The organism is Jannaschia sp. M317, assembly GCF_025141175.1.
In the GTDB taxonomy this organism is placed as follows: domain Bacteria; phylum Pseudomonadota; class Alphaproteobacteria; order Rhodobacterales; family Rhodobacteraceae; genus Jannaschia.
Window position 1 is genome coordinate 2,849,234 of the sequence record NZ_CP081155.1, and the last position, 22,675, is coordinate 2,871,908.

A 22,675-nucleotide genomic window follows, 5' to 3' on the forward strand; every position below is an offset into this window, starting at 1 on the left:
ATGGCCTGACAAGTCTGAATATGCGGTTAAGTCGCGACCAGTTCCTGCTGGCTCAGCCAGTCGGGCAGCGCCGCCACCGATGTCAGCACCACCTCTGCATGGGGGCGCAGCGCGGCGGCATCCAGCGTTCCGGTCGTCACGGCAACGGCGCGCAAACCCGCGTTCCGCGCAGCCAACAGGTCGGTCATCCCGTCGCCGACCATCACCACCTCGGCGCGCGCCAGGCCCAGGTCGTCGGCAAAGGCCGCGGCCCCCGCCGGATCAGGTTTGGGCGCAAATCCACTATCGCAGCCGATCACCCGATCCAGATGCGGCATCGCACCCATCTTCGTCAAAGAGGCATGCGCCTCGGCCGACTGGGCATTGGTCAAAACACCCAGCTTCAGCCCCCGCGCCCGCAGCCCAGCCAGCAGCGGCGCAAGCGGCGCGGCGGGGATCTGTTCAACCCCGCTCAGCGCCTGGGCCCAGTGGCTGCGCACCCGCGCCTGCGGCCAGCCGGTCAGCCGCGCAAAGGCCGCCGTCATCTGCCCGTCCGTTCCGGTCACGAACAAAGATGTGCCCAGGAACCGCCCCCGCAGCAAATCGAAGCCCAGCGCCTGCGCCAACGCGCCCACGGGCACGCCGCTTGCATCGGACAGGTCGGCCAAGGCCTTTGGGATCGCCCCCTGCCACGTACGGCGAAAGTCGGTCAGCGTGCCGTCCTTGTCGAACAGGATCGCGCGGATCGCGCCGGGTCGCATGGGGATCAGTCGACCCTGACCGCGCCCAGGATCGCGCCCGGCTTGCCGTCCACAAGGGCCTGCGCAATCACGACCTGCGCCATGCCGTCGGGGGCTTCGGGCAGGGTAACGTCCAGGGCTTCGCCCGACATTTCGGCCAGAACGTCCCAGCCGCGAACGATGTTGTGATAGGTCATGTCGTGCCCGGCGTTTTCGCCATGCAGGATCTTGACCGTGGCCTCTGGCTGCAGGGTCACGAGGATCAGAACGCCTTCGCCGCTCATGGCCATGACCTTGCGCCCCTCCGCCCCCGAGGCAACGCGCAGCATGTCGCCGGTGCGGCCTTGGTTGTCGTCGATCAGCTTGGCCAGTTCCATCGCCGAGGGGCCGGCAACCTGATCCAGACCGTTGATGACGAATTGCGGCGTGTAGACGACCGAGGATCCGGCGACCGCGGCATAGTCCCGTTGGCGCGACGAGAATGCGGAATGACCGAAAGTATCCGTCCAGCCGATCCAGTCCCAGTAATCGACGTGCAGCGACAAGGCGATCACGTCTTCCCGCGTGGCCAGCTCCCCCAGCATCGCGTCAGCAGGCGGGCAGGACGAGCAGCCTTGCGAGGTGAACAACTCGACCACCACCGGGTCGGCGACAGCCGGGGCCGCCAGCAAGGTGGCGACGACAAAGGGGGCAAAGCGCATGAGAAAGATCCATTGGTCCGGGTCAGGTGAAATGTAGACACCGCCCCGCGCGAAAGCCAATCACCCCTTGGTGAGGAAAGTCCGCGGCTGTGGCCCGCCGGGCACCAAGGTCACAGCCAACGTCGCGTGGCCGCCAGATAGGCCTTGGCCTCCGCGCCGAAACTGTCGCGCAACACGGCTTCCTCCACGGCGGCAAAGCGACGATCCAACACCCACCACAGCACCGGCACCGGCACCAGCGCCGTGAATGGCCCCAGGCTCAGCGCCCAACCAAGGGCAAGCAGCAGCAAGCCCAGATAGATCGGGTTCCGGCTAAGACGATAGGGGCCCTCGACGATCAGGGTACGGGGCCGGTGGTGCGGTTCGATCGGGGTTCGCTTGCGCCAGAACCAAAGCGCCGACCAGGCGATAATCCCCAGACCCAGCAGGATCACCCCTGCCCCCACCCACAACCCGACCTGTCCCGTCGAGGCGAAGGGCCGCGCCTCTGCCACCGCCCAGGACAGACCCATCGTACCCAAAAGCCAGATTGGCGGCAGATCGGGGAACCCCTTCATCATGTACCTCCTGCATGCGGGGGCCAGTTGGCGCCGGTGCCATGCCGTTTGCAAGGGTCAGCCCCCGAGACGTTTGGAATCGACGACAATCCAGTTAACATGGCCGCAACAGGACAAACCCGGACCCCCTCGATGCTGACCGCGCTTGACGACACCAGCCTTGCCTACATCGTGCTCAGCCGTTGGTTGCCTGGGCTGATCACAGTCGTCGCGGGCGGCTACATGGCCAGCATCCTGTTTCCCAAGCTGCAGCGCAGCGCCCTTCGGGCCAGCCAGGTAGAAGAAAAGAAGATCGAAATCGCGGAGCAGATCGTGCAGGGCTTCAACCGCTACATCGTGTCCTGGCGGCGGCTGATCCAGATCTCCAACCTGGAAACGATGCGCGCGCTGACAACGGAAGAACAGGACCGCAAGATGGGCTTCGTCACCGAACGGAACGCCCGGCGCGATGACCTGCTCGACAAGCTGAAGCTCTGCCAGCTCTACTTCTGCGAGACGTCCTGCAGCGAGATAGAGCGCTTCGTGGCCTGGGACGAGGGCCAGTCGACGAAGCCACTCGAAGATCTGCCGGATCTGGAAGACTGGCGACGGCATGAGCGGACCATCACGGGGTTGATAAAAAATGAGATTTCCTAGTTTCGCTACCCTGTGCGCGGCCCTCTGCCTCGCCAGTCCCGCCGTCGCGACCTGCCCCGGCCCCAGCTGCCCGTCCCAACCCAACGCAAACAGCGCGATCTTGGGCGCGATCGTCGGATCCATCATCTCGGCCCGCCCGGATGCGGGACCGGACGCACCGCGCCGACCGACCCGCGCGACCAGCAGCCGACAAACGCCAGAGGCGCAGCGCGCCGAAAACCGGCTGATCCAGACCAAGCTGAATGCCCTTGGCCATGACACGGGCACCCCGGACGGCCTGATCGGTCGCAAGACGCGTGCCGCCATCACAAGCTGGCAAGCCAGCATCGGCGCCGCCCCGACCGGCACGCTGACCCCGGCGCAGCGGCGCCTGCTGTTGGGTCAGCGGTCCGCCCCGCCCCGCGCGCCCATGATCGCATCGACGCCCACCCCCGTCGCGCCGATCCCCGCCGAGCCCGACACCGACTGAAAGCGCGGTCGAACAGCCACCCAGGCCAGAGCCTTCGAACCGCTGCCACTGGCGCAGACCTCCGACCTTTCGCTGCGCTGATACCCCCGGCCAAAACGAAAAAGGGCGCCCCACCGGGACGCCCTTTCGATCGCTTTGGTCCGCGTCACTCGGCGGCGACGGGGGCCTGCGCCAGGTTGCGCAGCACATAGTGCAGAACGCCGCCGTTCTTGATGTAGTCGATCTCCACCTCGGTATCGATCCGACACTTCAGCGTCACGACCTTCTCGGTGCCATCGGCCATCTTGATGGTGGCATCGACCGCCTGCAGCGGCTTGACGTCGCCCAGCCCCTCGATGGTCACTTCTTCCTCGCCGGTCAGACCCAGCGAGGACCGGCTGTCGCCGCCCGTGAATTCGAACGGGATCACGCCCATGCCAACCAGGTTCGACCGGTGGATCCGCTCGAAGCTTTCGGCGATGACCGCCTTGACGCCCAGCAACGCGGTGCCCTTGGCCGCCCAGTCGCGGGACGATCCGGCCCCATATTGCTCGCCACCAAAGACAACCAGCGGAACGCCCGCGTCCTGCCAGGCCATCGCGGCGTCATAGATCGAGGTCTCTGCGCCGTCGGGGCCCTTGGTATAGCCGCCCTCGACGCCATCCAGCATCTCATTCTTGATGCGGATGTTGGCGAAGGTGCCGCGCATCATGATCTCGTGGTTGCCGCGCCGCGACCCGTAGGAGTTGAACTCCCGAACCGGAACCTGCCGTTCGATCAGATACTTGCCCGCAGGCGAAGTTTCCTTGAACGATCCGGCCGGGCTAATGTGGTCGGTGGTGATCATGTCACCCAGGACGGCCAGAACGCGGGCCGACTTGATGTCATGGATCTCGCCCGGCTCGGTCGACATGCCCTGGAAATACGGCGGGTTCTGCACGTAGGTCGAGGTCGCGGGCCAGTCGTAGGTTTCCTGCTGCGGCACCTCGACGGCCTGCCACTTCTCGTCGCCCTTGAAGACGTCGGCATACTTCTCCTGGAAGGCTTCGCGCGTCACCGTCTGTTCGACCAGATCCGCGACTTCCTTGGCGGTGGGCCAGATGTCTTTCAGGTAGACGTCGTTGCCGTCCTTGTCCTTGCCAAGGCTTTCGGTGGTGATGTCGACGTTCATGTCGCCCACCAGCGCATAGGCCACCACCAGCGGCGGCGAGGCCAGGTAGTTGGCGCGCACGTCCGGGCTGATCCGCCCTTCGAAGTTGCGGTTGCCCGACAGGATCGAGGTGGCGATCAGGTCGTTGTCATTGATGGTCTTCGACACTTCGGGCGCCAGCGGCCCGGAGTTGCCGATACAGGTCGTGCAGCCATAGCCCACCAGGTTGAACCCGATGGCATCCAGATCTTCCTGCAGGTCAGCCGCCTCCAGGTAGTGCGAGACAACCTGAGATCCGGGCGCGAGCGAGGTCTTGACCCAGGGCTTGCGCGTCAGGCCCAGCGCACGGGCCTTGCGGGCCACCAGACCGGCCCCGATCATCACGTAGGGGTTCGAGGTGTTGGTGCACGACGTGATCGAGGCGATCACGATGGACCCGTCATGCAGCTGCGCGCGATCCGCTTCCCCGCCAGAGACGAAACCTTTCAGGTGGAAGCCCTCGTCGCCGGGGATGTCCATAGGCTCGGGCGCGCCGCCCTCACCTTCCCAACGCACTTCGGCCTTGGGCGAGGCGTCCTTGGCCCCGCGGATGCCGTTCACGTATTTGCTGAACGCCGAGGCGGCGTTGGTCAGCGCGATGTAATCCTGCGGACGCTTCGGGCCCGAGATTGCCGGCACGATCGTGCCCATGTCCAGCGACAGGGTGTCGGTGTAGACCGGCGCGTAATCAGCGTCGCGCCAGAAACCGTTCTCCTTGGCATAGGCCTCGACCAGGGCGATCCGGTCTTCGTCGCGACCGGTATTGCGCAGATAGCGGATGGTTTCGGCGTCGATCGGGAAGAAGCCGCAGGTGGCACCATATTCCGGGGCCATGTTGGCGATGGTCGCCCGGTCGGCCAGCGGCAGGTTGTCCAGGCCCGCGCCGTAGAATTCCACGAACTTGGACACGACGCCCTTTTCGCGCAGCATCTCGACGACCTTCAGAACCAGGTCGGTGCCGGTGGTGCCTTCCATCATGGCACCGGTCAGCTCAAAGCCCACGACCTCGGGGATCAGCATCGAAATCGGCTGACCCAGCATCGCGGCCTCGGCCTCGATGCCACCCACGCCCCAGCCCAGGACGGCGGCGCCGTTGACCATGGTGGTGTGGCTGTCGGTGCCCACCAGCGTGTCCGGATAGGCGACTTCTTCGCCATTCTGGTCGGAATCGGTCCAGACGGTCTGGGCCAGGTATTCCAGGTTCACCTGGTGGCAGATGCCGGTTCCCGGCGGCACAACGCGGAAGTTGTTGAACGCGTTCTGACCCCACTTCAGGAACTGATACCGCTCCATGTTGCGCTCATACTCGCGGTCCACGTTCATCTGGAACGCGCGCGGGTTGCCGAACTCGTCGATCATGACCGAGTGGTCGATGACCAGGTCGACGGGGTTCAGCGGGTTGATCTTCTGCGCGTCACCGCCCAGCGCCACGATCCCGTCTCGCATCGCGGCCAGGTCGACCACGGCGGGCACGCCGGTGAAATCCTGCATCAGAACGCGGGCCGGGCGATAGGCGATTTCGCGCGGGTTCTTGCCGCCCTTGGTCGCCCATTCGGCAAAGGCCTTCACGTCGTCCACGGACACGGTGCGGCCGCCGTCCTCGAACCGCAGCATGTTTTCCAGCACCACCTTCAAGGCGGCGGGCAGCTTGGAAAAGTCGCCCAGGCCCGCTTCGGTGGCGGCGGCGATGGAATAATATGCGACGGACTGGTCGCCGACGCTCAGCGTGCGGCGGGTCTTTGCGGTATCGGTTCCGACTTGGACGGTCATGGCAGTCTCCCGGAGTGGCTGTGATGGCTTGCCGTCCCTTTGCCCGAAGCCCCGGCGCGGATCAAGGGGCTACGGCATACCATTGCATACAAATTGACCCTGACGGGTGCCGCAAAGCCGCGCCAAGGCGTCGCGCAGACGTCGGCACAGACCCTCGGCAAAGGTTTTTCCACCCCGCCCGCGCGCACCGCCTTCCCCTCCCTGCCTGTCTGCGGCAAGACGGGGGCATGAACCTCGACGTCACGGATCTGGCTTGCCGCCGCGGCGAAGCGGTCGTCCTGCGCGGGCTGTCCTTTCGCCTGTCGGCGGGCGAGGCGCTGGTCCTGCGCGGCCCCAACGGCGCGGGCAAGACGACGCTGCTGCGCACCCTGGCGGGCCTGACACCCCCCGCCGCCGGCCGGATCGACGCCCCCGAAGACGCCATGGCCTACGGGGCCCATGCCGACGGGCTCAAGACCCAGCTGACCGTGCGCGAAAACCTCGCCTTCTGGGCCGCCACCTTTGGTACCGGGACCCGCGGGCTGGACCGCGCCGTCGATGCCTTCGACCTCGCCCCGCTCCTGTCGCGCCGCGCCGCCGACCTGTCCGCCGGGCAGAAACGCCGCGCCGCGCTGGCGCGCATGACGCTGACGGAACGGCCAATCTGGCTGCTGGACGAACCGACGGTGTCGCTGGATGCCGCCAACGTCGCCCGTTTCGCCAGGGCCGTCGGGGCCCATCTGGCCGGCGGAGGTGCCGCCCTGATCGCGACCCACATCGATCTTGGCCTGCCCGAGACGCGGATCCTTGACGTCACCCCCTACGCCGCCCGCAGCCAGACCATGGCCCCCGGCGACGACCCCTTCGCCGAGGCGGTGGAATGATCGCGCTGCTGACCCGTGACCTGCGCCTGGCGCTCCGCGCGGGCGGCGGCTTTGGCCTGGGGCTTTCGTTTTTCCTGATCCTGGCCACGCTGGTCCCCCTCGCCGTCGGCCCGCAGCCGGACCTGCTGGCCCCGATCGCGCCCGGAATCCTGTGGCTCGGCGCGCTGCTGGCCTGTTTGCTGTCGCTCGACCGTCTCTGGGCGCTGGACGCCGAAGACGGCTCGCTCGACCTGCTGGCCACGGCCCCCCTGCCGCTGGAGGGGGCGGCGACCGCCAAGGCCCTGGCCCATTGGATCACGACCGGCCTGCCCCTGACCCTGATCGCCCCCGCGCTGTCGCTGCTGTTGTTCCTGCCGACGCCGGCCCTGCCCTGGTTGACCCTGTCGCTTCTGATCGGCACGCCCGCGTTGTCCTGGCTGGGCACCTTCGGCGCGGCGCTGACCGTGGGGCTCAAACGCGGCTCGCTTCTCCTCAGCCTGCTGATCCTGCCGCTTTATATTCCCACCCTCGTCTTCGGGGCCGAGGTCACCCGCCGCGGCGCCGAGGGCCTGCCCGTCGGCACCCCCCTCGCCCTGCTGGCGGCCATCACGCTGGGCTGTGTCGCGATCCTGCCCTTTGCAACGGCTGCGGCGCTGCGGGTGAACCTGCGATAGACGGCCGGCCCATATTCGACAGGTGCCCCCCGCGCGCGCTATGATCCACCAATCGATCGGACCCCGGATCAGGCAGAGGGCGGCAGATGTCATTCCAACTTTCAGGCAAGGCCCCCGAGACTTACGAACAGACGATGGTGCCCCTGTGGTTCGGTCGGTGGGCCAAGACGCTTTTGGATCTGGTCGCCCTTAAACCGGGCGACCGCGTTCTGGATGTCGCCTGCGGCACCGGTGTCACGACCCGTCTTGCCAGGCAGGCGGTGGGCCATGGGGGGCGCGTCACCGGGCTTGATATCAATGCCGGAATGCTGCGCGCGGCGCGCGACCTGGCCCGTGACATGGATATCGAATGGCTGCAAAGCGATGTGGTGGACACAGCTCTGCCCTCGGGCACCTACGATGTCGTCCTGTCGCAGCACGGCTATCACTACTTTCCGGATCAGGCTGCGGCCCTGACCGAGTTTCACCGCCTGCTCACCCCCGGTGGCCGAATCGCCCTGTCCATCTGGGACGGACACAGCCCCTATACCCGGGCGCTTTGCACCGCCCTCGCGGCCCATATCTCGCCCGACATCGCACAAAAACAACGCAGCCAGCGCGAAACGCCCGCCGCCGCCGCCCTCGAGGCCGACCTGAGGACCGCAGGCTATCGAGACGTCGCCGTCATCCGGCAGGAGCTGTCCATCGCCGTGCCGCTTGCGACCGAATTCGTGCCTCTGCACCTCAGTTCGATGCCGATCGCCGGGGCGTTTCTCGGCCTTGATCCGGGGCAACAGGCCGCCCTGATCGCGGATGTGTCCGACGCCCTCTCGGATCACGTCGAAGGTAACCGCATCGTCTACCCGGATGCGGTGAACGTGCTGACCGGGATCAAGTAACCCACCCCCCCACGCCGCCCGCCCGAACACCGACCCCAAGCGACTGTGACCGCCCGTCGCGGTGTCACCGCTTGCGACGCCCTGCGCGGCCTCATAGGAAGGTCCCATGTCGATCTGGGACTACGCAAATCCGCGCCGCTTCATGGCCTTCTCCGGCCGCCTCCTGCCCTGGGTGGCGGGGCTGGCGGCGGCTTTGTGCGGGACCGGCCTGATCTGGGGGTTCTTCTTCACCCCCGAAGACTTCCGCATGGGGCATTCGGTCAAGATCATCTACATCCACGTCCCCTCTGCGTTTCTGGCAATCAACGCCTGGTTCATGATGCTGGTCGCCTCGCTGATCTGGATCATCCGCCGCCACCATGTCTCGGCCCTGGCCGCCCGCGCCGCGGCCCCCATCGGGCTGGTGATGACCGCCGTGGCCCTGCTGACCGGGGCGATCTGGGGCAAGCCGATGTGGGGCACCTACTGGGAATGGGATCCGCGCCTGACGTCCTTTCTGATCCTTGGCCTGTTCTACCTGGGCTACATCGCCCTTTGGTCCGCCATAGAAGAGGCCGATCGCGCCGCTGACCTGACCGCCATCCTCTGCCTCGTGGGCACCGTCTTCGCCGTCCTGTCGCGCTACGCCGCGCAGTTCTGGAACCAGGGCCTGCACCAGGGCGCGTCCCTGTCGCTCGACAAGGAAGAAAACGTGGCCGATGTCTTCTGGCTGCCGCTTGTGGTGACGCTGGCGGGGTTTGTCTGTCTCTTTGTGGCGCTGGTCCTGATCCGCACCCGGACAGAGATCCGCCGCCGCCGCCTTCACGCCCTTTCGCTTCGGGACCGCCTGGCATGATCGATCTTGGAAAATACGCGTTCGACATCTGGCTGGCCTACGGCCTCTCGGCGCTGCTTATCATCGGGCTGATCGTGCAATCCGTCGCCGCCGCCCGCCGCACCCGCCGCAAGCTGGACGAGGCCGAGACATGAGACTGCTGTTGCTTGTGCCCATCGCGCTCTTTGCCGCGCTGGGCGGGTTCTTTCTGTCGGGTCTGTTCCGCGAAGATCCCGACGCCCTGCCGTCGGCCCTGATCGACGGCCCCGCGCCCGCGCTGGCCACCACCGAGCTGCCGGGATACGTCCCCCTGCCCGAGGGGCTTCTGACCGACGGAGAGGTCAAGCTCGTCAACTTCTGGGCCAGTTGGTGCGTCCCCTGCCGGGTCGAACATCCGCAACTGGAAACCCTGGCCCAGGACCTGCCGGTCTATGGCGTCAACTACAAGGACCAGATCCCCGACGCGCGCGCCTTCCTGGAAGAGTTGGGCGACCCCTTCGCCGCCATCGGCGTCGATGGCAGCGGGCGCACGGGCATCGACTGGGGCCTCTATGGCGTGCCGGAAACCTTCGTGATTGCGGGCGACGGCACCGTCGCGCTCCGCTTTGCGGGCCCGATCACCACCTCAGTCATCGAAGACACGCTGCGCCCCGCGATCGAAGCCGCCCGCGCCCGCTGACGCGGGGCCGCCCGCGCTCCGACCCACAAGCGCCCAGACGCACCAAGGCGGGGGCACATTAACCTTAACGCGCCTGCCCTGGTTTGACGGCCCCGCCGGTCCGATGCGGGCGACCGGCCCCTGCTTCTTCTCGGCGAAAATACTCAGACGCGACGCTGCGGCCCGCGCCTCACCCGCAGATCGGGCGACCGGGCCCGCCACATGCGCGCACGGGGCCCCGCCAGCCGCGCCTCTAACTGTTGAACCGCCAGCCTGCGGCCTGGGCTTGCACCCAGTCCCAGCTGGACCGGCACATATCCTCCAGCCCGAACTCCGCGTCGAACCCAAGCACCTCGCGCGCCTTCGTGGGATCCGCATACAGGCGCGGCACGTCGCCCGGCCGACGCGGGCCGATGACATGCGGCAACTCGCGCCCGACGACGGCCTGGTAGGCCCCGTGCATCTCGAGGACAGATACCGGCGTGCCGGTCCCGATGTTCAACACGTGGCCGCGTCCCTCCATCAGGGCATCCAGCGATTGCACATGGGCGCGCGCAAGATCCATGACGTGGATATAGTCGCGCCAGCAGGTGCCGTCGGGCGTGTCGTAGTCGTTGCCATGCACCTGCAGACGCGACAGCTCTCCCATGGCGACCTTTGCGATGTAGGGCATCAAATTGTCGGGCACCCCGCGCGGGTCTTCGCCGATCAAGGCAGAGGGATGCGCACCGACCGGGTTGAAATACCGCAGCACGCCCACCGCCCAATCGTCGGCACGAGCCGCCTGTTCCAGCACCCGCTCGCAGGTGACCTTGGTAAAGGCATAGGGCGAGGTATGCGACAACGGCATGTCTTCGGTCAGCGGAAAGACCTCCGGCTCGCCGTAGACGGTCGCCGTGGACGAAAACACGATCCGCATCACGCCAGCGGCCTTCATTTCCTGCATCAAGGCGATCAGGCCTGAGATGTTGGTCTCGAAGTAGTCAAGCGGCTTGGCCACGCTTTCGCCCACGGCCTTGCGCGCGGCGAAATGCACGACCCCGTCGATGCCCCGCGACAGCGCTGCCTGCACGGCAGTAGGGTACAGAACCGACCCACGGACCAGGTCGACCTCGTCGCCGGTCAACCGCACAAGGCGGTCGATCACGCCAGGATCACTGTTGGAAAAGTCGTCGAGGATGGTCACCTCATACCCTGCGGCGCGCAGGGCCACATAGGTATGCGATCCGATGTATCCGGCCCCACCGGTCAGTAGTATCCGTGCCATCCTGGCCCCGCTCCTTCGGCTGTGTTTCTTACCGCGCTAGCCCGTGAAAGCGCCGTCAATGTGGCGCCCCCTTCCTCGGAGACGCACCAATAGGGTCATAGTTTCGACAAGTCCGCTCAATAGCAAACCTCTGTATTTTCGTTTGCGAGAGCAGTTTGCATGTCACATTTCCTGTCCAGTGAATCCGGTGCCGTTACAGTCGATTGGGTCGTCCTGACCGCGGCTGCCGTCGGGCTTGGCCTCGCCACGATGACCGTTGTCAGCGGTGGGGTCGAGGATCAGTCCAACGACATCCGGGACACCATGACCGGCATCGAGATCATGACCGCCTTCGACAAGCTCTTCTCCGAGACCGACTTCAGCGACGGGCGCGGCGATTGGTCGGGTGGCGAGCTGATCAATTTCGGCGGCTTCGGCGACATCCTGGCCCTGTCCCGCAACGCCCCTACAGCCGATCTGCCGATCAACGTCGACAGCAGCTACAGATATGCCGTGGTCGAATTCGACATGGTCTTCGGCGATAGCTGGGATGGGGAACAGGGGTCCATCTCGCTCAACGGTGAAGACATCGCCGTCGGCGATTTCAACTGGCAAAGCGGCGAGCCCGTGATCACCACCTTCGAAGGCGATGCCGACACGACGGTCACCCTGACACGGGCCTCGACGGGCACCGGGTCCGGATCGGGCCGCTGGCAAAGACAGAACGACTACACCTACTCCGTGCGCGTCGTGGCCGCCAACGACGGCACACCGATGCAACTGGGGGCCGCAACCACGCTCAACAGCGGCACAAACGACGAATTCTTCGGCATCGACAACGTGCGCGTCAGCGGCAGCACGCAATCCGACTGACGCGTCGACGGTCGGGGGACCCCATCCCCCGGCCAGGGCGTCAGCCGTTCCTTGCAGGCGTGGGCACGCCCCAACAGCGCCGCGGCACCCTTCCCCCGCATCCGTATCTCGCCTATCTTGAGCCCAACACCACAAGATAGAGCAGCAAAATGCCCGACGACCTCCTCAAGGCCGCGCAGACCGAAACCTACGACGCCTCCTCCATCGAGGTGCTGGAGGGTTTGGAGCCGGTGCGCAAACGTCCCGGCATGTACATCGGCGGCACCGACGAACGCGCGCTGCACCACATGGTGGCCGAGGTTCTCGACAATTCCATGGACGAGGCCGTCGCGGGCCATGCCAACCGCATCGAGGTAGAGCTGCTGGCAGACGGATCGTGCACCGTGCGCGACAACGGCCGCGGCATCCCGGTCGACCCCCACCCCAAGTTCCCCGACAAATCCGCGTTGGAGGTGATCCTCTGCACGCTGCACGCGGGGGGCAAGTTTTCCGGCAAGGCCTATCAGACGTCCGGCGGCCTGCACGGCGTGGGCGCGTCGGTCGTCAACGCCCTGTCCGACAGCATGGTCGTCCAGGTCGCCCGCGACCGGGAGCTGTGGGAGCAGCGGTTCAGCCGGGGGCACCCCCTGGGACCGGTGGCAAAGATCGGGGCCGCCCCCAACCGGCGCGGCACGACCGTCACCTTTCATGCCGATGCGGAAATCTTTGGCTCGCACCGCCTCAAACCCGCGCGCCTGTTCAAATCCATCCGCTCCAAGGCCTACCTGTTCAGCGGCGTCGAAATCCGCTGGAAGTCGGAAATCGACGACGGCGAAACCCCGACCTCTGCCACCTTCCACTTCCCCGGGGGCCTGTCCGACTATCTGACCGAGACGCTGGGCACCGCCTCCACCTACGCGGATGCGGCCTTTGCGGGCACCGTCGAGTTTCAGGAAAAATTCGGTGAACCCGGCAAGGTCGAATGGGCGATCAACTGGACGCCCTCGCGCGATGGTTTTCTGCAAAGCTACTGCAACACCGTCCCCACACCCGAGGGCGGCACCCATGTCACCGGCTTCTGGGCCGCGATCCTCAAGGGCATCAAGGCCTACGGAGAGCTTGCGAACAACAAGAAGGCCGCGCAGATCACCCGCGACGACCTGATGTCGGGCGGCTGCGCGCTGGTGTCGTGTTTCATCGCAGAGCCGGCCTTTGTCGGCCAGACCAAGGACCGGCTCTCGACCGAGGCCGCCGCCAAGATGACCGAAGGCGCCGTCCGCGATCGTTTCGACAACTGGCTGGCGTCGGATACGAAATCGGCGGGCGCGATTCTCGACTTTCTGGTGCTGCGCGCCGAGGAACGCCTGCGCCGCCGCCAGGAAAAGGAAACCGCCCGCAAATCCGCGACCAAACGCCTGCGCCTGCCCGGCAAGCTGGTCGATTGCAGCCAGAACAACCGCGACGGCACCGAGTTGTTCATCGTCGAGGGCGACAGCGCGGGCGGCTCCGCCAAGATGGCCCGCAACCGCAAGACCCAGGCCCTGCTGCCGCTGCGCGGCAAGATCCTGAACGTTCTGGGCGCCGCCTCGGGCAAGCTGACGTCGAACGCGGAAATCAGCGACCTGTCACAGGCGCTGGGCGTGGCGCTGGGCACGAAATTCAACATCGACGACCTGCGCTACGACAAGGTCATCATCATGACCGACGCCGACGTGGACGGCGCACATATCGCGTCGCTCCTGATGACGTTCTTCTTCACCCAGATGCGGCCCATGATCGACGCAGGCCACCTCTACCTCGCCTGCCCGCCGCTGTTCCGCCTGACCCAAGGCGCCAAACGCGTCTATTGCATCGACGAGGCCGAACGCGACGTCTGGCTGGCCAAGGGCCTGGGCGGCAAAGGCAAGATCGACGTCAGCCGCTTCAAGGGCCTGGGCGAAATGGACGCCAAGGACCTGAAGGAAACCACCATGGACCCCGCCTCCCGCAAACTGATCCGCGTAACCGTGGACGAAGACGCCCCGGGCGAGACCGGCGATCTGGTGGAGCGGCTGATGGGGAAAAAACCGGAGATGCGGTTTCAGTATATTTCTGAGAACGCGCGCTTTGCGGGGGAGTTGGATGTTTAACGCAGTAGATCAGGAACGAAGAGATTTTCGCGCAAGATTGGATTATCTTCTGCATCCATCTCGACATATTGAGCTAACGTCACAGCTCAAAGGTAGAAAACAGTCCCTCGGAGAAATGCTTGATGCCCTCGAAACCCCTGGAGCACATCCTTTTATCTGGGGGGCTAGAGGGATCGGAAAAACGTCCCTTGGACACACGGCATGCATGGAGTTTAGAAATGTCGTTGAGCTAAAGGTCGCAGTTGCCTGTGGCAAAGACACGACTTTTCGTAGTTTGCTTCAGGACATTGTCGATGAAGCGGAACGTAAAAACCCAGCCCTACTGAGGTCAAGCAAAATAAAGGCTCAATTTAAGATTCTCGGACTTACGGTAAGTGGTGAAACAGGTGGACTGTTCCAGGTCGGAGAGGCAATTAGCCCCAACCAAGCTGCTAGTTTGATCGAAAGCATGATCGTATCTCAGGACGTGGATTGTGCTCCATGTCTTATTGTCGATGAGTTTGACAGGCTTGAGAACTATGAAACTTTCCAACATCTGTCTGATATGCTGAAACAGCTGTCTGTCCGAGGCTCCAAAGTGAAGATTATCTTTTGCGGGGTAACTCGAGATCTTGATGACTTGCTCAGCGCCCACGAGTCTGTTGACCGCTATGTGTCTGGCGTCGAGCTAAGGCCGCTCACACATGACGCCATTTGGGAGATTATTGAAGACGTTGAAAAGGAATTCAGCGTAGTGTTCCATAAGGGGCAGCGTGTTAGGATCAGCCAAATCTCATGCGGCTATCCTCATTTTGCGCACCTCATTCTTAAGTCTGCGATACTCAAACTGTATGAAGAACAGCAATCAGTAGAACAGATTTCGGACGATTTATTTCAAAAGGCCATCTCTGGCGCTGCGCAGAACGCAGCCGCTAGGCTTCGAACCGCTTTTGATCATGCTGTCAAAAAGGGTACGGATAGGTATGTTGAGGTATTATTTGCACTTTCAGCGGGACCACACATTGCCCGTCAATTTAAAGACATTGTGTCTGACTACGATGAAATAATGGAGGGTCGTGAAGGCAGGCCTAGATATGACACGTCCAAAAATAACGCTCAAGATATAAGGAACGCTCTAAACAGCTTGCACCGCAGAAAAATTCTTCGGAAAACTAAATCTGGTTGGTACGAATTCGAGGATCCTATGTTGCGTGGTTATGTTAGACTAATAGCTGAGCAGGACGGGGTATCCTTGGGTGCCAGCCATCTTCCGGCGTAACTCAGCAGACCAGCCAACGTAGGGTGGGTGAAACCCACCATCCCCCGCCCGCAAACGCCACCCCGACAACATCGCAAACGGTGGGTTGCACCCACCCTACGGCCATCCCCGCGCCCGATCCCGACCCAAACCGGCCTATGCGGCGGGTCGCACCGACCCCATCGAAACCATAATCCGCCTACGGCCCCTCCGGCGGCAATCGCCCCGCTGCGATCTCCCGGTGGACCGACGAATACGGCCACTCCACCGCGCGCGTCACCAATCCGTGCTTAACCGGGTTGCCCCACACATATCGTACACACGCCGCCAACTCCGCCTCATCCCGTACGCACCGCTCCCAAAACCGCCGCTGCCAGAGGCCGGCCTCTCCCTTCCGGCGCTTGCTGCGCGACCGTCCCCGCGTCTCACCGGTCGAGACGGTGAACGCCCGCTTGATCCGCCTCCACCGCGTCGAAAAATCGCTGTCCCCTTCGGGCAGCGTCCAGATCGCATGGATGTGGTCGGGCAACACGACGACCGCCCGGGTGGTGAATGGCATATCCGTCCCGACGCTGCGGTAAGCCCTCCGTAATTCGTCGATCCGGTCCGTCAGCATCGTTTCACCCCGCACGGCCAGATTGACCGTAAAGAAGAACGTGCCACCGGGTGTCTGTGCGCGGCGATAATTGGACATGGGCGAGCATCGCATGGAATGGTTAACGGTGGGTTTCACCCACCCTACGCCCCATCGTGCCCAAGCGACCCGTCCCCCCGGGATCACCCGCAAATCACCCATGGATCACCCACAAGATCCGCCCTACCCTGCCCCCATGCGCGCGCTTCTGATCCTCCTCCTCGCCCTCACCGCCTGCAGCAGGCCCCTGACCGAGGCGGAGATCGCGTTGACCGCGCAGCTCCACGGCTCGACCCTCGACACGGCCCCGATCCGGCTGACGAAGAACCCCACGATCGGCCTCTTCCCGATCACCTTCGACGCCCGCCCCCGGACCACCTGCCGCGAACGGATCGGCCCGCCGCAGACGGGCCGCATCACCGCCGCCACGGGCGGTATCGTCTTGTTTGAAAAGCTTCTTCTCAGCCCGCGCGCCTGGCTGCCCGACTACGCCCGACAAACGACGGACGGCCGCCTCGACCTCGCCTCCGCGATGTTCCTGATCCACGAGATGACCCACGTTTGGCAGTGGCAGAACCGGGCCCAGACCGGCTACCACCCCAGCCGCGCCTTTGCCGAACAGGTGACCATCGACGATCCCTATCTCTTCGACGAAGACCCCTCCCGCCGCTTCCTCGACTACGGCTACGAACAACAGGCCAGCCTGGTGGAGGAATACTTCTGCTGCGCCGTCCTCCACCCCGAAGGCACCCGCACGGACCGACTGAAAACCCTTCTGCGTCAGGTGCTTCCGGTGGCGGAGCCGGAACAGATCACCCGGCCCGCCATCGTCCCCTACGAAGATGACCTGCCCGGTATCTGCGCCTGAACAGATGTGATTGGACGCGGTCCGCGTGCCCGGTCCAGACTGCGGAAATGCGCGCCCTCGCCCTCCTCGCCCTGCTGACGGGCCCCGCCTTCGCCCAGGACACCGACCTGGAACTGGTTCTGTTGGCCGATGCCTCCGGCTCGATCACCCAGCGAGAGCTGATGTTCCAACGGCAGAGTTATGCCCGGGCGATGACCGACCCCGACGTGCTGGCCGCCATCGCCAACACCGCCTACGGGCACATCGCCGTCACCTACGTCGAATGGGCGACGACCCAGGGCGTCATCGTGCCCTGGATGCAGATCGACGGCCCCGACAGCGCCGCCGCCTTTGCCGCAGCGCTCGACGGCCCGCCGCGGGGGGCTACGGGACGCAATGCCATCGGATCGGCCCTGCTGTTTGCGCGCGACCTGATCGAGCAGAATCGCATCGACGGGTGGCGCCGTGTCATCGACTTTTCCGGCGACACCACGGGCAACACCTACGGCCCGCCCATCGAAGTCGCCCGCGACGAAGTTCTGGAAAGCAACATTACCATCAACGCGCTGGCCATCGTCACCGACCGACCGTGGGAGGACGCGAGTCTGGCGCAGCAATACGAGGCCCGCATCATCGGCGGTCCCGGTGCTTTCGTGGTCGAGGCGGCGCAGGGCGGCGTCTTTGCCGAGGCGGTAAAGCGGAAACTGATTCTCGAAATCTCGGGGCTTCCGACCCGCCGGATCGTGGCCGATCTGGGCGACTGAGGTTTGTACAAAACGGGGGAAGACGGGTCGGAAACCTCCCCCAAAACGTGAAGATCAGCCGTCGGCCTTCTCTTCCAGCTCCAGCCATTCCTCTTCCGCGGCAGCCAGCTTTTCGTGCCGCTGGGTCAGCGCCTCGGTCGCTTTCTGGAATTTGACCGGTTCGCGCGTGAACAACTCCGCATCCGAAAGCAGCTCTTCCAATTTCGCGATCTCGGCCGACAGCCGCTCCATCTCGGCGGGCAAAGCATCAAGCCGGTGACGTTCCGTATAGCTCAGCTTGCTGGAACTGGCCTGTTCCTTGGGGACCTCGACGGGTTTTGATTTCTTCTTTTCCGTTTTTATCTCGGTGGTTACGGGGCGACGTTGAACCTGATAATCCGACCAACCGCCCGGATAGACCTGCGCCCTGCCGTCCCCTTCCATCGCGATGGTCTGGGTGGCGACGCGGTCCAGGAAATCCCTGTCGTGACTGACCAGCAGAACGGTGCCATCATAGTCGCCCAACACGTCCTGCAACAGGTCGAGCGTCTCGATGTCCAGATCGTTCGTCGGTTCGTCCAGCACCAGCAGGTTGGACGGCAGCGCCATGATCCGCGCCAGCAGCAACCGTGCCTTTTCACCACCGGACAGAGATCGTACCGGAGCCTTCAACTGTTTGTCATCAAACAGGAAATCCTTGAGATAGCCAGCCACGTGCCGGGGCGTGCCACGCACCATGACCTGATCGGAATTGCCCGAAACGCCCAGGCTGGGATCCAACGTCAGATTATCCCAAAGCGTCTTGTCCCCGTCCAGCTTGTCCCGCGTCTGATCAAAGACGGCGACCTCCAGATTGGTGCCCAACCTGACCGTTCCGGCATCCGGCTCAACCTCGCCCAGCAGCATCTTGAGCACCGTCGTCTTGCCCACGCCATTGGGTCCTACAAAGGCCACGCGATCCCCGCGCAGCACCCGCAAATCAAAATCGCGAAGGATCAACTTATCCCCGTAAGTCTTTGAAAGACCTTCGGCTTCGATCACCTTCTTGCCGCTGGACTGGCCTGCATCCAGTTCCAGCGCGGCGGTCCCGGCGCGGCGGATCTGGGCAGAGCGTTCGGCGCGCAACTCTCCCAGGGCGCGCACGCGGCCTTGGTTGCGTTTGCGCCGGGCAGAAATACCCTCGACCGCCCAACGGGCTTCGGCCTTGATCTTGCGGTCCAGCTTGTGCCGGGCGGTGTCTTCCTCGTCCCAGGTCTTGTCGCGCCAGGCTTCGAAAGCCTCGAAGCCTTTTTCCTGCCGGCGGACATTTCCCCTGTCAACCCAAAGGGTTGCGCGGGTCAGCGCCGTCAGGAACGCGCGGTCGTGCGAGATCAGGACAAAGGCCGCGCGCGTTTCCTTCAACTCCCGCTCCAGCCAGGCGATGGCCTCGATATCCAGATGGTTCGTCGGCTCGTCCAGCAGCATCAGCTCGGGCGCCTCGGCCAGCAGTTTGGCCAGCGCCGCGCGCCGCCGCTCTCCGCCAGATGCTTTCTCCGGCGTCGCCTCCAACGGCAGCTTCAGCCCCTCGGCCACGGCATCCACGCGCCAGGCTTCTGACGGGTCCAGACCGGACAACGCATAGTCCCCCAGCGTGGCGAACCCTGAAATATCAGGGTCTTGTTCCATATATCCGACTGAGGTGCCGGGCGACAGCACACGGCTGCCGGTGTCGGCCTCGACCAATCCGGCCATGACCTTCATCAGGGTGGATTTGCCCGATCCGTTGCGCCCGACCAGGGCCACCCGGTCACCGGGCTGCACGACCAACGAGAGGTCGGCGAAAACAGGATTCCCGCCGAAGGTCAGCGAGATATCGGAGAGTTGGAGAAGGGGTGCGCGTGCCATGAGGCGCGCTTATGCGGCCTGCGCGCGCCCGTCAATCAGACCGCGTCCAGCATTCCCGTCAACAGGCGTGCCCGGTTCGGCGGAATCGCCGCGATCGGCAGGGCGGTAAAGACATGGACGGTGCCCAGATCCCGGTCCACGACCCCGTGGTCCGACACCCGCGCACCAAGGGCCAGATAGGACCGCAGCAGCGGCGGCATCGGCCCTGTCCCGGTCAACGCGCGCACCTCGGATGCCTTGCGCCCCGGTGCCCATTCCGCCGGGGCCAACCGATCCGTCAGCCCATCCAGCGACGCCTCTGCCAACGGGAAGGACGCGCAACCAAACAGAACGGCGGCCCGCGCCTCCAGGACCAACTGAGCCAGCGTCGCCAAAAGCAGGCGGAGCACATCCGGCGATGTCACCTCGGGCGCAAGGCAGATGCGGCCCACCTCCAACGCGCGGGGGAACGCGGCGGAAAACTTTTGCAGATCATAGTATTGCGCGGAATATCCCGCGCCGACCTCGGCCCGGCGTTGCAGTTGCAGCCGGGCGCAGGCCAAGGTCCGGGCCCCGTCTTCGACGACCAGATGCCGCGCCCGCGCATCAAAGGCATCCCGGTCACAGGCCCCGCCCCGAAAAACACGCGCCCGCAGGGCCAGCGCGGCGTCCGCGTTCTCGGACCCGGTCAGGCGCACGCGCCAGCGACCGGCAGTGATGATGCGATCTTCGGTCACGCGTTTGTGCCCTTTGCCTTGCGCCGCAGCGCCCCTATCTGCGTTAGTCGCACGAGGCACGCGCAGGAGGAAGCCCGATGGACAAGGTCATCAAGACGGACGAGGAATGGCGCGCTCAGCTGGGGCCGGAGGCGTTCAAGGTCCTGCGCAAGCACGGCACCGAACGGGCCGGAACCCACGAGGATTTCCCCAAGGATCCCGGCACTTACATGTGCAAAGGCTGTGGCGCACCGCTATTTGACCAATCGCACAAGTTCGACAGCGGCACCGGTTGGCCCAGCTTTTATCAGCCGGTGGACGGGGTCGAGGGCGCGCAGGTCGGCGAAAGTCAGGACAAATCCTGGTTCATGACCCGCACAGAGGTGCATTGCGCGCGCTGCGACGGGCACCTGGGCCACGTCTTTCCGGACGGACCGAACCCCACCGGGTTGCGATACTGCATCAATGGCGTCGCGCTGGATTTCGAGCCGGAAGAATAGCGGCTACTTCTTGCCGCCCGTGGGGGTGGCGATGGCGGCGATATCGACGAGGTTCCAGGGCAGACCGGCCTGGCGATAGATCCGTTTGTCCAGATCCACATAGTCGGCGACATCGTGGGCCAAACGCTGTCCGATCACCAGACAGCGCAGCACCTCGGCCCCGGTGTTGACGATCGTATGCGCCAGCCCGCCCGCACGGTAGCCGATGAAATCGCCCGGCCCGATGGCGTGCGTGTCGTCGCCGATCCGCGCCGTGGCCGTGCCCGACAGCACGTAGACGGCCTCATCCTCGTGGTAATGGACGTGGCAGGCGGTGGTTTCATCGCCGGGCTGCACCTCTATCAGGTGAATGCCCAACCCGGTCAGCCCGGTTGCATCGCCCAGCGACTTGTTTACGCGTTTGGCCGCCGGATTGATGAAGTGGGTCTTTTGAACCCCTTCCATCGCTGCAATGTCAGCGGCCCGCAGCAGATAGCGATCCGAGCCCACGGCTCAATTGTCCGCGGCGAGGGTTTCGCCGATGTTGATGCGGCCAAAGTTGCGGACAATCTGCTGGATCAGGCCGAATTCCTTGATCGTCGTCTTGGTGATGCGCCGAGACAGGGTCACGACCTTGCCATCCTCCAACCCGAACCGTTCGATGTTTTCGACCGTGCCATCGGGGGCAAAGGAAATGGCGACCAGTTCCCTCTCGATGGTCTGCGGGGCGCGCCAGCCGAAGTTCCGCACGCGGGACTGGACAAAATACCAGGCATCGCCGCGCAGCACACCGGTGGCAGACGGGCGTCCGACCGAGGCCTCGACCGTGTCGCGCGTGTCCACCCCGACGATCAGCGATTGCAGGTCCGCCTCGGACGGGACGTAGCCATGATCGCGAAAGGTGGCCGCACAGGCCGTCAGACCGACCGATAGAAAGGCGGCCGCTGCAAAACGGAGAAACCGGCGGCTTGGACGCGGTCCACGTGGTGTCGTCATGGCTGGCGCCCTACCCTTCCCCGTCGAGTCCGTTGCAGGACCCCCTCAATTCGACCTATGGCTTAACCGCCCCGGCGGTGCCCATCAAGCCCGTGACCGGGGGGCGAGACTGCGAGATTACGTGATGAAGCCTGTTCTGTCCCACCCGTTGCGCCTGGCCGACCTGCGGCAGCGGCGTGCCACTCATGTCCGGCTGGTGCCCGATGCCGGCCAGTTGGAGGCGCTGGCCGACCGGCTGGACGTCGATATCCTGCGCAAGGTCCGGCTGGAGGGGGACCTGACCCCCGGGCCGGGGCGCGACTGGACGTTTTCCGGGCATCTGGGGGCGACCGTCGTGCAGCCCTGCCGCGTCACGACGGACCCGGTCACCACCCGGATCGAAGAATCCGTCGTGCGCCGCTACACGCCCGATTTCGACGTCCCGCCCGAAGAGGAAGTCGAGATGGCCGAGGATGAGAACGTGGAGCCCCTGCCCGATGTGCTCGATATGGGGGATCTGCTGGAAGAATCCCTGATCCTGTCGATCCCACCGTTTCCCCGCGTGGACGGGGCCGAAGACGTCGATCTGAGCGCGGCACCCCCGGGCGCGGAGCCCCTGACAGACGAGGCCGTCAAACCCTTTGCGGGTCTGGCCGCATTGAAAGCGAAGATGGACAAGGGCGACGACTGACCGGCGTACTTGCATCCGCGCTGAATCGCTGTATGACGCGCGTTCCTCCGCCCGTCGGGCCGGAAATGGCTGGACCCTTGCGCCGATTGGCAATAGGGACCGGCAGAGATTGAAATGACACCCAGGGCTGCGCCGACGCGCCCCCTCCGAACTGATCAGAGGCTGAGACATGGCCGTTCCGCAGAACAAGATTACCCCGTCGCGCCGCAACAACCGTCGCTCGCACGACAGCCTGACGCCCGGCAACCCGGCCGAATGCCCCAACTGTGGCGAGCTCAAGCGCCCGCACCACGTTTGCGGTGCCTGTGGCCACTATGCCGATCGCGAAGTCGTCGCGGCGGACACCGTTGAACTGGACGACGACGTCGCCTGAGCCT

At 64.7% G+C, this 22,675-nt stretch carries 26 protein-coding genes; 16 read left to right on the forward strand and 10 right to left on the reverse strand.

The genetic code is table 11. The annotated features are described in order from the left end of the window. Positions 1–26: 26 nt before the first annotated feature. From K3551_RS14505 to K3551_RS14515, 3 genes are all read right to left on the reverse strand, one after another. On the reverse strand, positions 27–740 hold the full coding sequence (locus K3551_RS14505; RefSeq protein ID WP_259914739.1) for an HAD family hydrolase: 714 nt from the start codon (positions 738–740) through the stop codon (positions 27–29). 5 nt (positions 741–745) lie between these two features. Further along, positions 746–1,420, reverse strand: a complete 675-nt coding sequence (locus K3551_RS14510; RefSeq protein WP_259914741.1) for a thioredoxin family protein — start codon at positions 1,418–1,420, stop codon at positions 746–748. 110 nt (positions 1,421–1,530) lie between these two features. Further along, complete coding sequence (locus tag K3551_RS14515; protein ID WP_259914743.1) at positions 1,531–1,977, reverse strand: isoprenylcysteine carboxylmethyltransferase family protein; 447 nt, start codon at positions 1,975–1,977, stop codon at positions 1,531–1,533. 132 nt (positions 1,978–2,109) lie between these two features. Here K3551_RS14515 and K3551_RS14520 point away from each other — a divergent pair, with 132 nt between their 5' ends. Together K3551_RS14520 and K3551_RS14525 are read left to right on the forward strand one after the other, a co-directional pair. After that, the gene (locus K3551_RS14520) at positions 2,110–2,613 is read left to right on the forward strand and encodes a hypothetical protein (protein WP_259914745.1); all 504 of its coding nucleotides are present in this window, start codon (positions 2,110–2,112) and stop codon (positions 2,611–2,613) included. A gap of 100 nt (positions 2,614–2,713) precedes the next feature. Next, positions 2,714–3,082, forward strand: coding sequence for a peptidoglycan-binding protein (locus K3551_RS14525; RefSeq protein WP_259914747.1), 369 nt, complete (start codon positions 2,714–2,716; stop codon positions 3,080–3,082). A gap of 145 nt (positions 3,083–3,227) precedes the next feature. Here the strand turns inward: K3551_RS14525 and acnA are convergent, their stop codons facing one another. Beyond that, positions 3,228–6,020 carry an aconitate hydratase AcnA gene (gene acnA, locus K3551_RS14530; protein ID WP_259914749.1) on the reverse strand — a complete coding sequence of 931 codons (2,793 nt, stop codon included), beginning with the start codon at positions 6,018–6,020 and terminating at the stop codon, positions 3,228–3,230. Between the two features lie 227 nt (positions 6,021–6,247). Here acnA and ccmA point away from each other — a divergent pair, with 227 nt between their 5' ends. From ccmA to K3551_RS14560, 6 genes are all read left to right on the forward strand, one after another. Further along, positions 6,248–6,883, forward strand: coding sequence for a heme ABC exporter ATP-binding protein CcmA (gene ccmA / locus K3551_RS14535; protein ID WP_259914751.1), 636 nt, complete (start codon positions 6,248–6,250; stop codon positions 6,881–6,883). Further along, positions 6,880–7,536, forward strand: a complete 657-nt coding sequence (gene ccmB / locus K3551_RS14540; protein WP_259914753.1) for a heme exporter protein CcmB — start codon at positions 6,880–6,882, stop codon at positions 7,534–7,536. Before ccmA ends, ccmB begins: the two co-directional genes overlap by 4 nt. A gap of 86 nt (positions 7,537–7,622) precedes the next feature. Continuing rightward, complete coding sequence (locus tag K3551_RS14545) at positions 7,623–8,414, forward strand: class I SAM-dependent methyltransferase (protein ID WP_259914756.1); 792 nt, start codon at positions 7,623–7,625, stop codon at positions 8,412–8,414. A gap of 106 nt (positions 8,415–8,520) precedes the next feature. Continuing rightward, on the forward strand, positions 8,521–9,249 hold the full coding sequence (ccmC, locus tag K3551_RS14550) for a heme ABC transporter permease CcmC (protein WP_259914757.1): 729 nt from the start codon (positions 8,521–8,523) through the stop codon (positions 9,247–9,249). After that, positions 9,246–9,383, forward strand: a complete 138-nt coding sequence (ccmD, locus tag K3551_RS14555) for a heme exporter protein CcmD (RefSeq protein WP_259914759.1) — start codon at positions 9,246–9,248, stop codon at positions 9,381–9,383. The genes ccmC and ccmD overlap by 4 nt, the downstream gene beginning before the upstream one ends. Next, positions 9,380–9,907 (forward strand): DsbE family thiol:disulfide interchange protein, encoded by a 528-nt coding sequence (locus K3551_RS14560; RefSeq protein WP_259914761.1) that lies wholly within the window; start codon positions 9,380–9,382, stop codon positions 9,905–9,907. The genes ccmD and K3551_RS14560 overlap by 4 nt, the downstream gene beginning before the upstream one ends. A 232-nt stretch (positions 9,908–10,139) precedes the next feature. Here the strand turns inward: K3551_RS14560 and galE are convergent, their stop codons facing one another. After that, complete coding sequence (gene galE / locus K3551_RS14565) at positions 10,140–11,153, reverse strand: UDP-glucose 4-epimerase GalE (protein ID WP_259914763.1); 1,014 nt, start codon at positions 11,151–11,153, stop codon at positions 10,140–10,142. 159 nt (positions 11,154–11,312) lie between these two features. Here galE and K3551_RS14570 point away from each other — a divergent pair, with 159 nt between their 5' ends. From K3551_RS14570 to K3551_RS14580, 3 genes are all read left to right on the forward strand, one after another. Next, positions 11,313–12,005, forward strand: coding sequence for a hypothetical protein (locus tag K3551_RS14570; protein WP_259919700.1), 693 nt, complete (start codon positions 11,313–11,315; stop codon positions 12,003–12,005). Positions 12,006–12,154: 149 nt separating this feature from the next. Further along, positions 12,155–14,113 carry a DNA topoisomerase IV subunit B gene (gene parE, locus K3551_RS14575; protein ID WP_259914771.1) on the forward strand — a complete coding sequence of 653 codons (1,959 nt, stop codon included), beginning with the start codon at positions 12,155–12,157 and terminating at the stop codon, positions 14,111–14,113. Then, positions 14,106–15,371: an ATP-binding protein gene (locus K3551_RS14580; protein WP_259914773.1), complete on the forward strand. Its 1,266-nt coding sequence runs from the start codon at positions 14,106–14,108 to the stop codon at positions 15,369–15,371. The genes parE and K3551_RS14580 overlap by 8 nt, the downstream gene beginning before the upstream one ends. Before the next feature lie 178 nt (positions 15,372–15,549). Here the strand turns inward: K3551_RS14580 and K3551_RS14585 are convergent, their stop codons facing one another. Beyond that, positions 15,550–16,044 (reverse strand): REP-associated tyrosine transposase, encoded by a 495-nt coding sequence (locus K3551_RS14585; RefSeq protein WP_259914775.1) that lies wholly within the window; start codon positions 16,042–16,044, stop codon positions 15,550–15,552. A gap of 100 nt (positions 16,045–16,144) precedes the next feature. Between K3551_RS14585 and K3551_RS14590 the strand changes: the two genes are divergently transcribed. Together K3551_RS14590 and K3551_RS14595 are read left to right on the forward strand one after the other, a co-directional pair. Beyond that, positions 16,145–16,852: a hypothetical protein gene (locus K3551_RS14590; protein ID WP_259914777.1), complete on the forward strand. Its 708-nt coding sequence runs from the start codon at positions 16,145–16,147 to the stop codon at positions 16,850–16,852. Between the two features lie 47 nt (positions 16,853–16,899). Continuing rightward, positions 16,900–17,595 (forward strand): DUF1194 domain-containing protein, encoded by a 696-nt coding sequence (locus K3551_RS14595; protein WP_259914779.1) that lies wholly within the window; start codon positions 16,900–16,902, stop codon positions 17,593–17,595. A gap of 54 nt (positions 17,596–17,649) precedes the next feature. Here the strand turns inward: K3551_RS14595 and K3551_RS14600 are convergent, their stop codons facing one another. Together K3551_RS14600 and K3551_RS14605 are read right to left on the reverse strand one after the other, a co-directional pair. Beyond that, the gene (locus tag K3551_RS14600; RefSeq protein ID WP_259914780.1) at positions 17,650–19,458 is read right to left on the reverse strand and encodes an ABC-F family ATP-binding cassette domain-containing protein; all 1,809 of its coding nucleotides are present in this window, start codon (positions 19,456–19,458) and stop codon (positions 17,650–17,652) included. A gap of 35 nt (positions 19,459–19,493) precedes the next feature. Then, positions 19,494–20,174 carry a GNAT family N-acetyltransferase gene (locus K3551_RS14605; protein ID WP_259914782.1) on the reverse strand — a complete coding sequence of 227 codons (681 nt, stop codon included), beginning with the start codon at positions 20,172–20,174 and terminating at the stop codon, positions 19,494–19,496. Between the two features lie 77 nt (positions 20,175–20,251). Between K3551_RS14605 and msrB the strand changes: the two genes are divergently transcribed. Beyond that, on the forward strand, positions 20,252–20,653 hold the full coding sequence (gene msrB, locus K3551_RS14610; protein WP_259914784.1) for a peptide-methionine (R)-S-oxide reductase MsrB: 402 nt from the start codon (positions 20,252–20,254) through the stop codon (positions 20,651–20,653). A gap of 3 nt (positions 20,654–20,656) precedes the next feature. On the opposite strand, the gene K3551_RS14615 is transcribed toward msrB, so the two are convergent. Both K3551_RS14615 and K3551_RS14620 read right to left on the reverse strand, forming a co-directional pair. Further along, positions 20,657–21,142, reverse strand: coding sequence for a cupin domain-containing protein (locus K3551_RS14615; RefSeq protein ID WP_259914786.1), 486 nt, complete (start codon positions 21,140–21,142; stop codon positions 20,657–20,659). 3 nt (positions 21,143–21,145) lie between these two features. Next, positions 21,146–21,628, reverse strand: coding sequence for an outer membrane protein assembly factor BamE (locus tag K3551_RS14620; RefSeq protein WP_259914788.1), 483 nt, complete (start codon positions 21,626–21,628; stop codon positions 21,146–21,148). 124 nt (positions 21,629–21,752) lie between these two features. Here K3551_RS14620 and K3551_RS14625 point away from each other — a divergent pair, with 124 nt between their 5' ends. Both K3551_RS14625 and rpmF read left to right on the forward strand, forming a co-directional pair. Beyond that, a complete protein-coding gene (locus K3551_RS14625) occupies positions 21,753–22,298 on the forward strand; it encodes a DUF177 domain-containing protein (RefSeq protein WP_259914790.1) in 546 nt (181 codons plus the stop codon). Positions 22,299–22,467: 169 nt separating this feature from the next. After that, on the forward strand, positions 22,468–22,671 hold the full coding sequence (gene rpmF, locus K3551_RS14630; RefSeq protein WP_259914792.1) for a 50S ribosomal protein L32: 204 nt from the start codon (positions 22,468–22,470) through the stop codon (positions 22,669–22,671). The last annotated feature ends 4 nt before the right edge of the window (positions 22,672–22,675 follow it).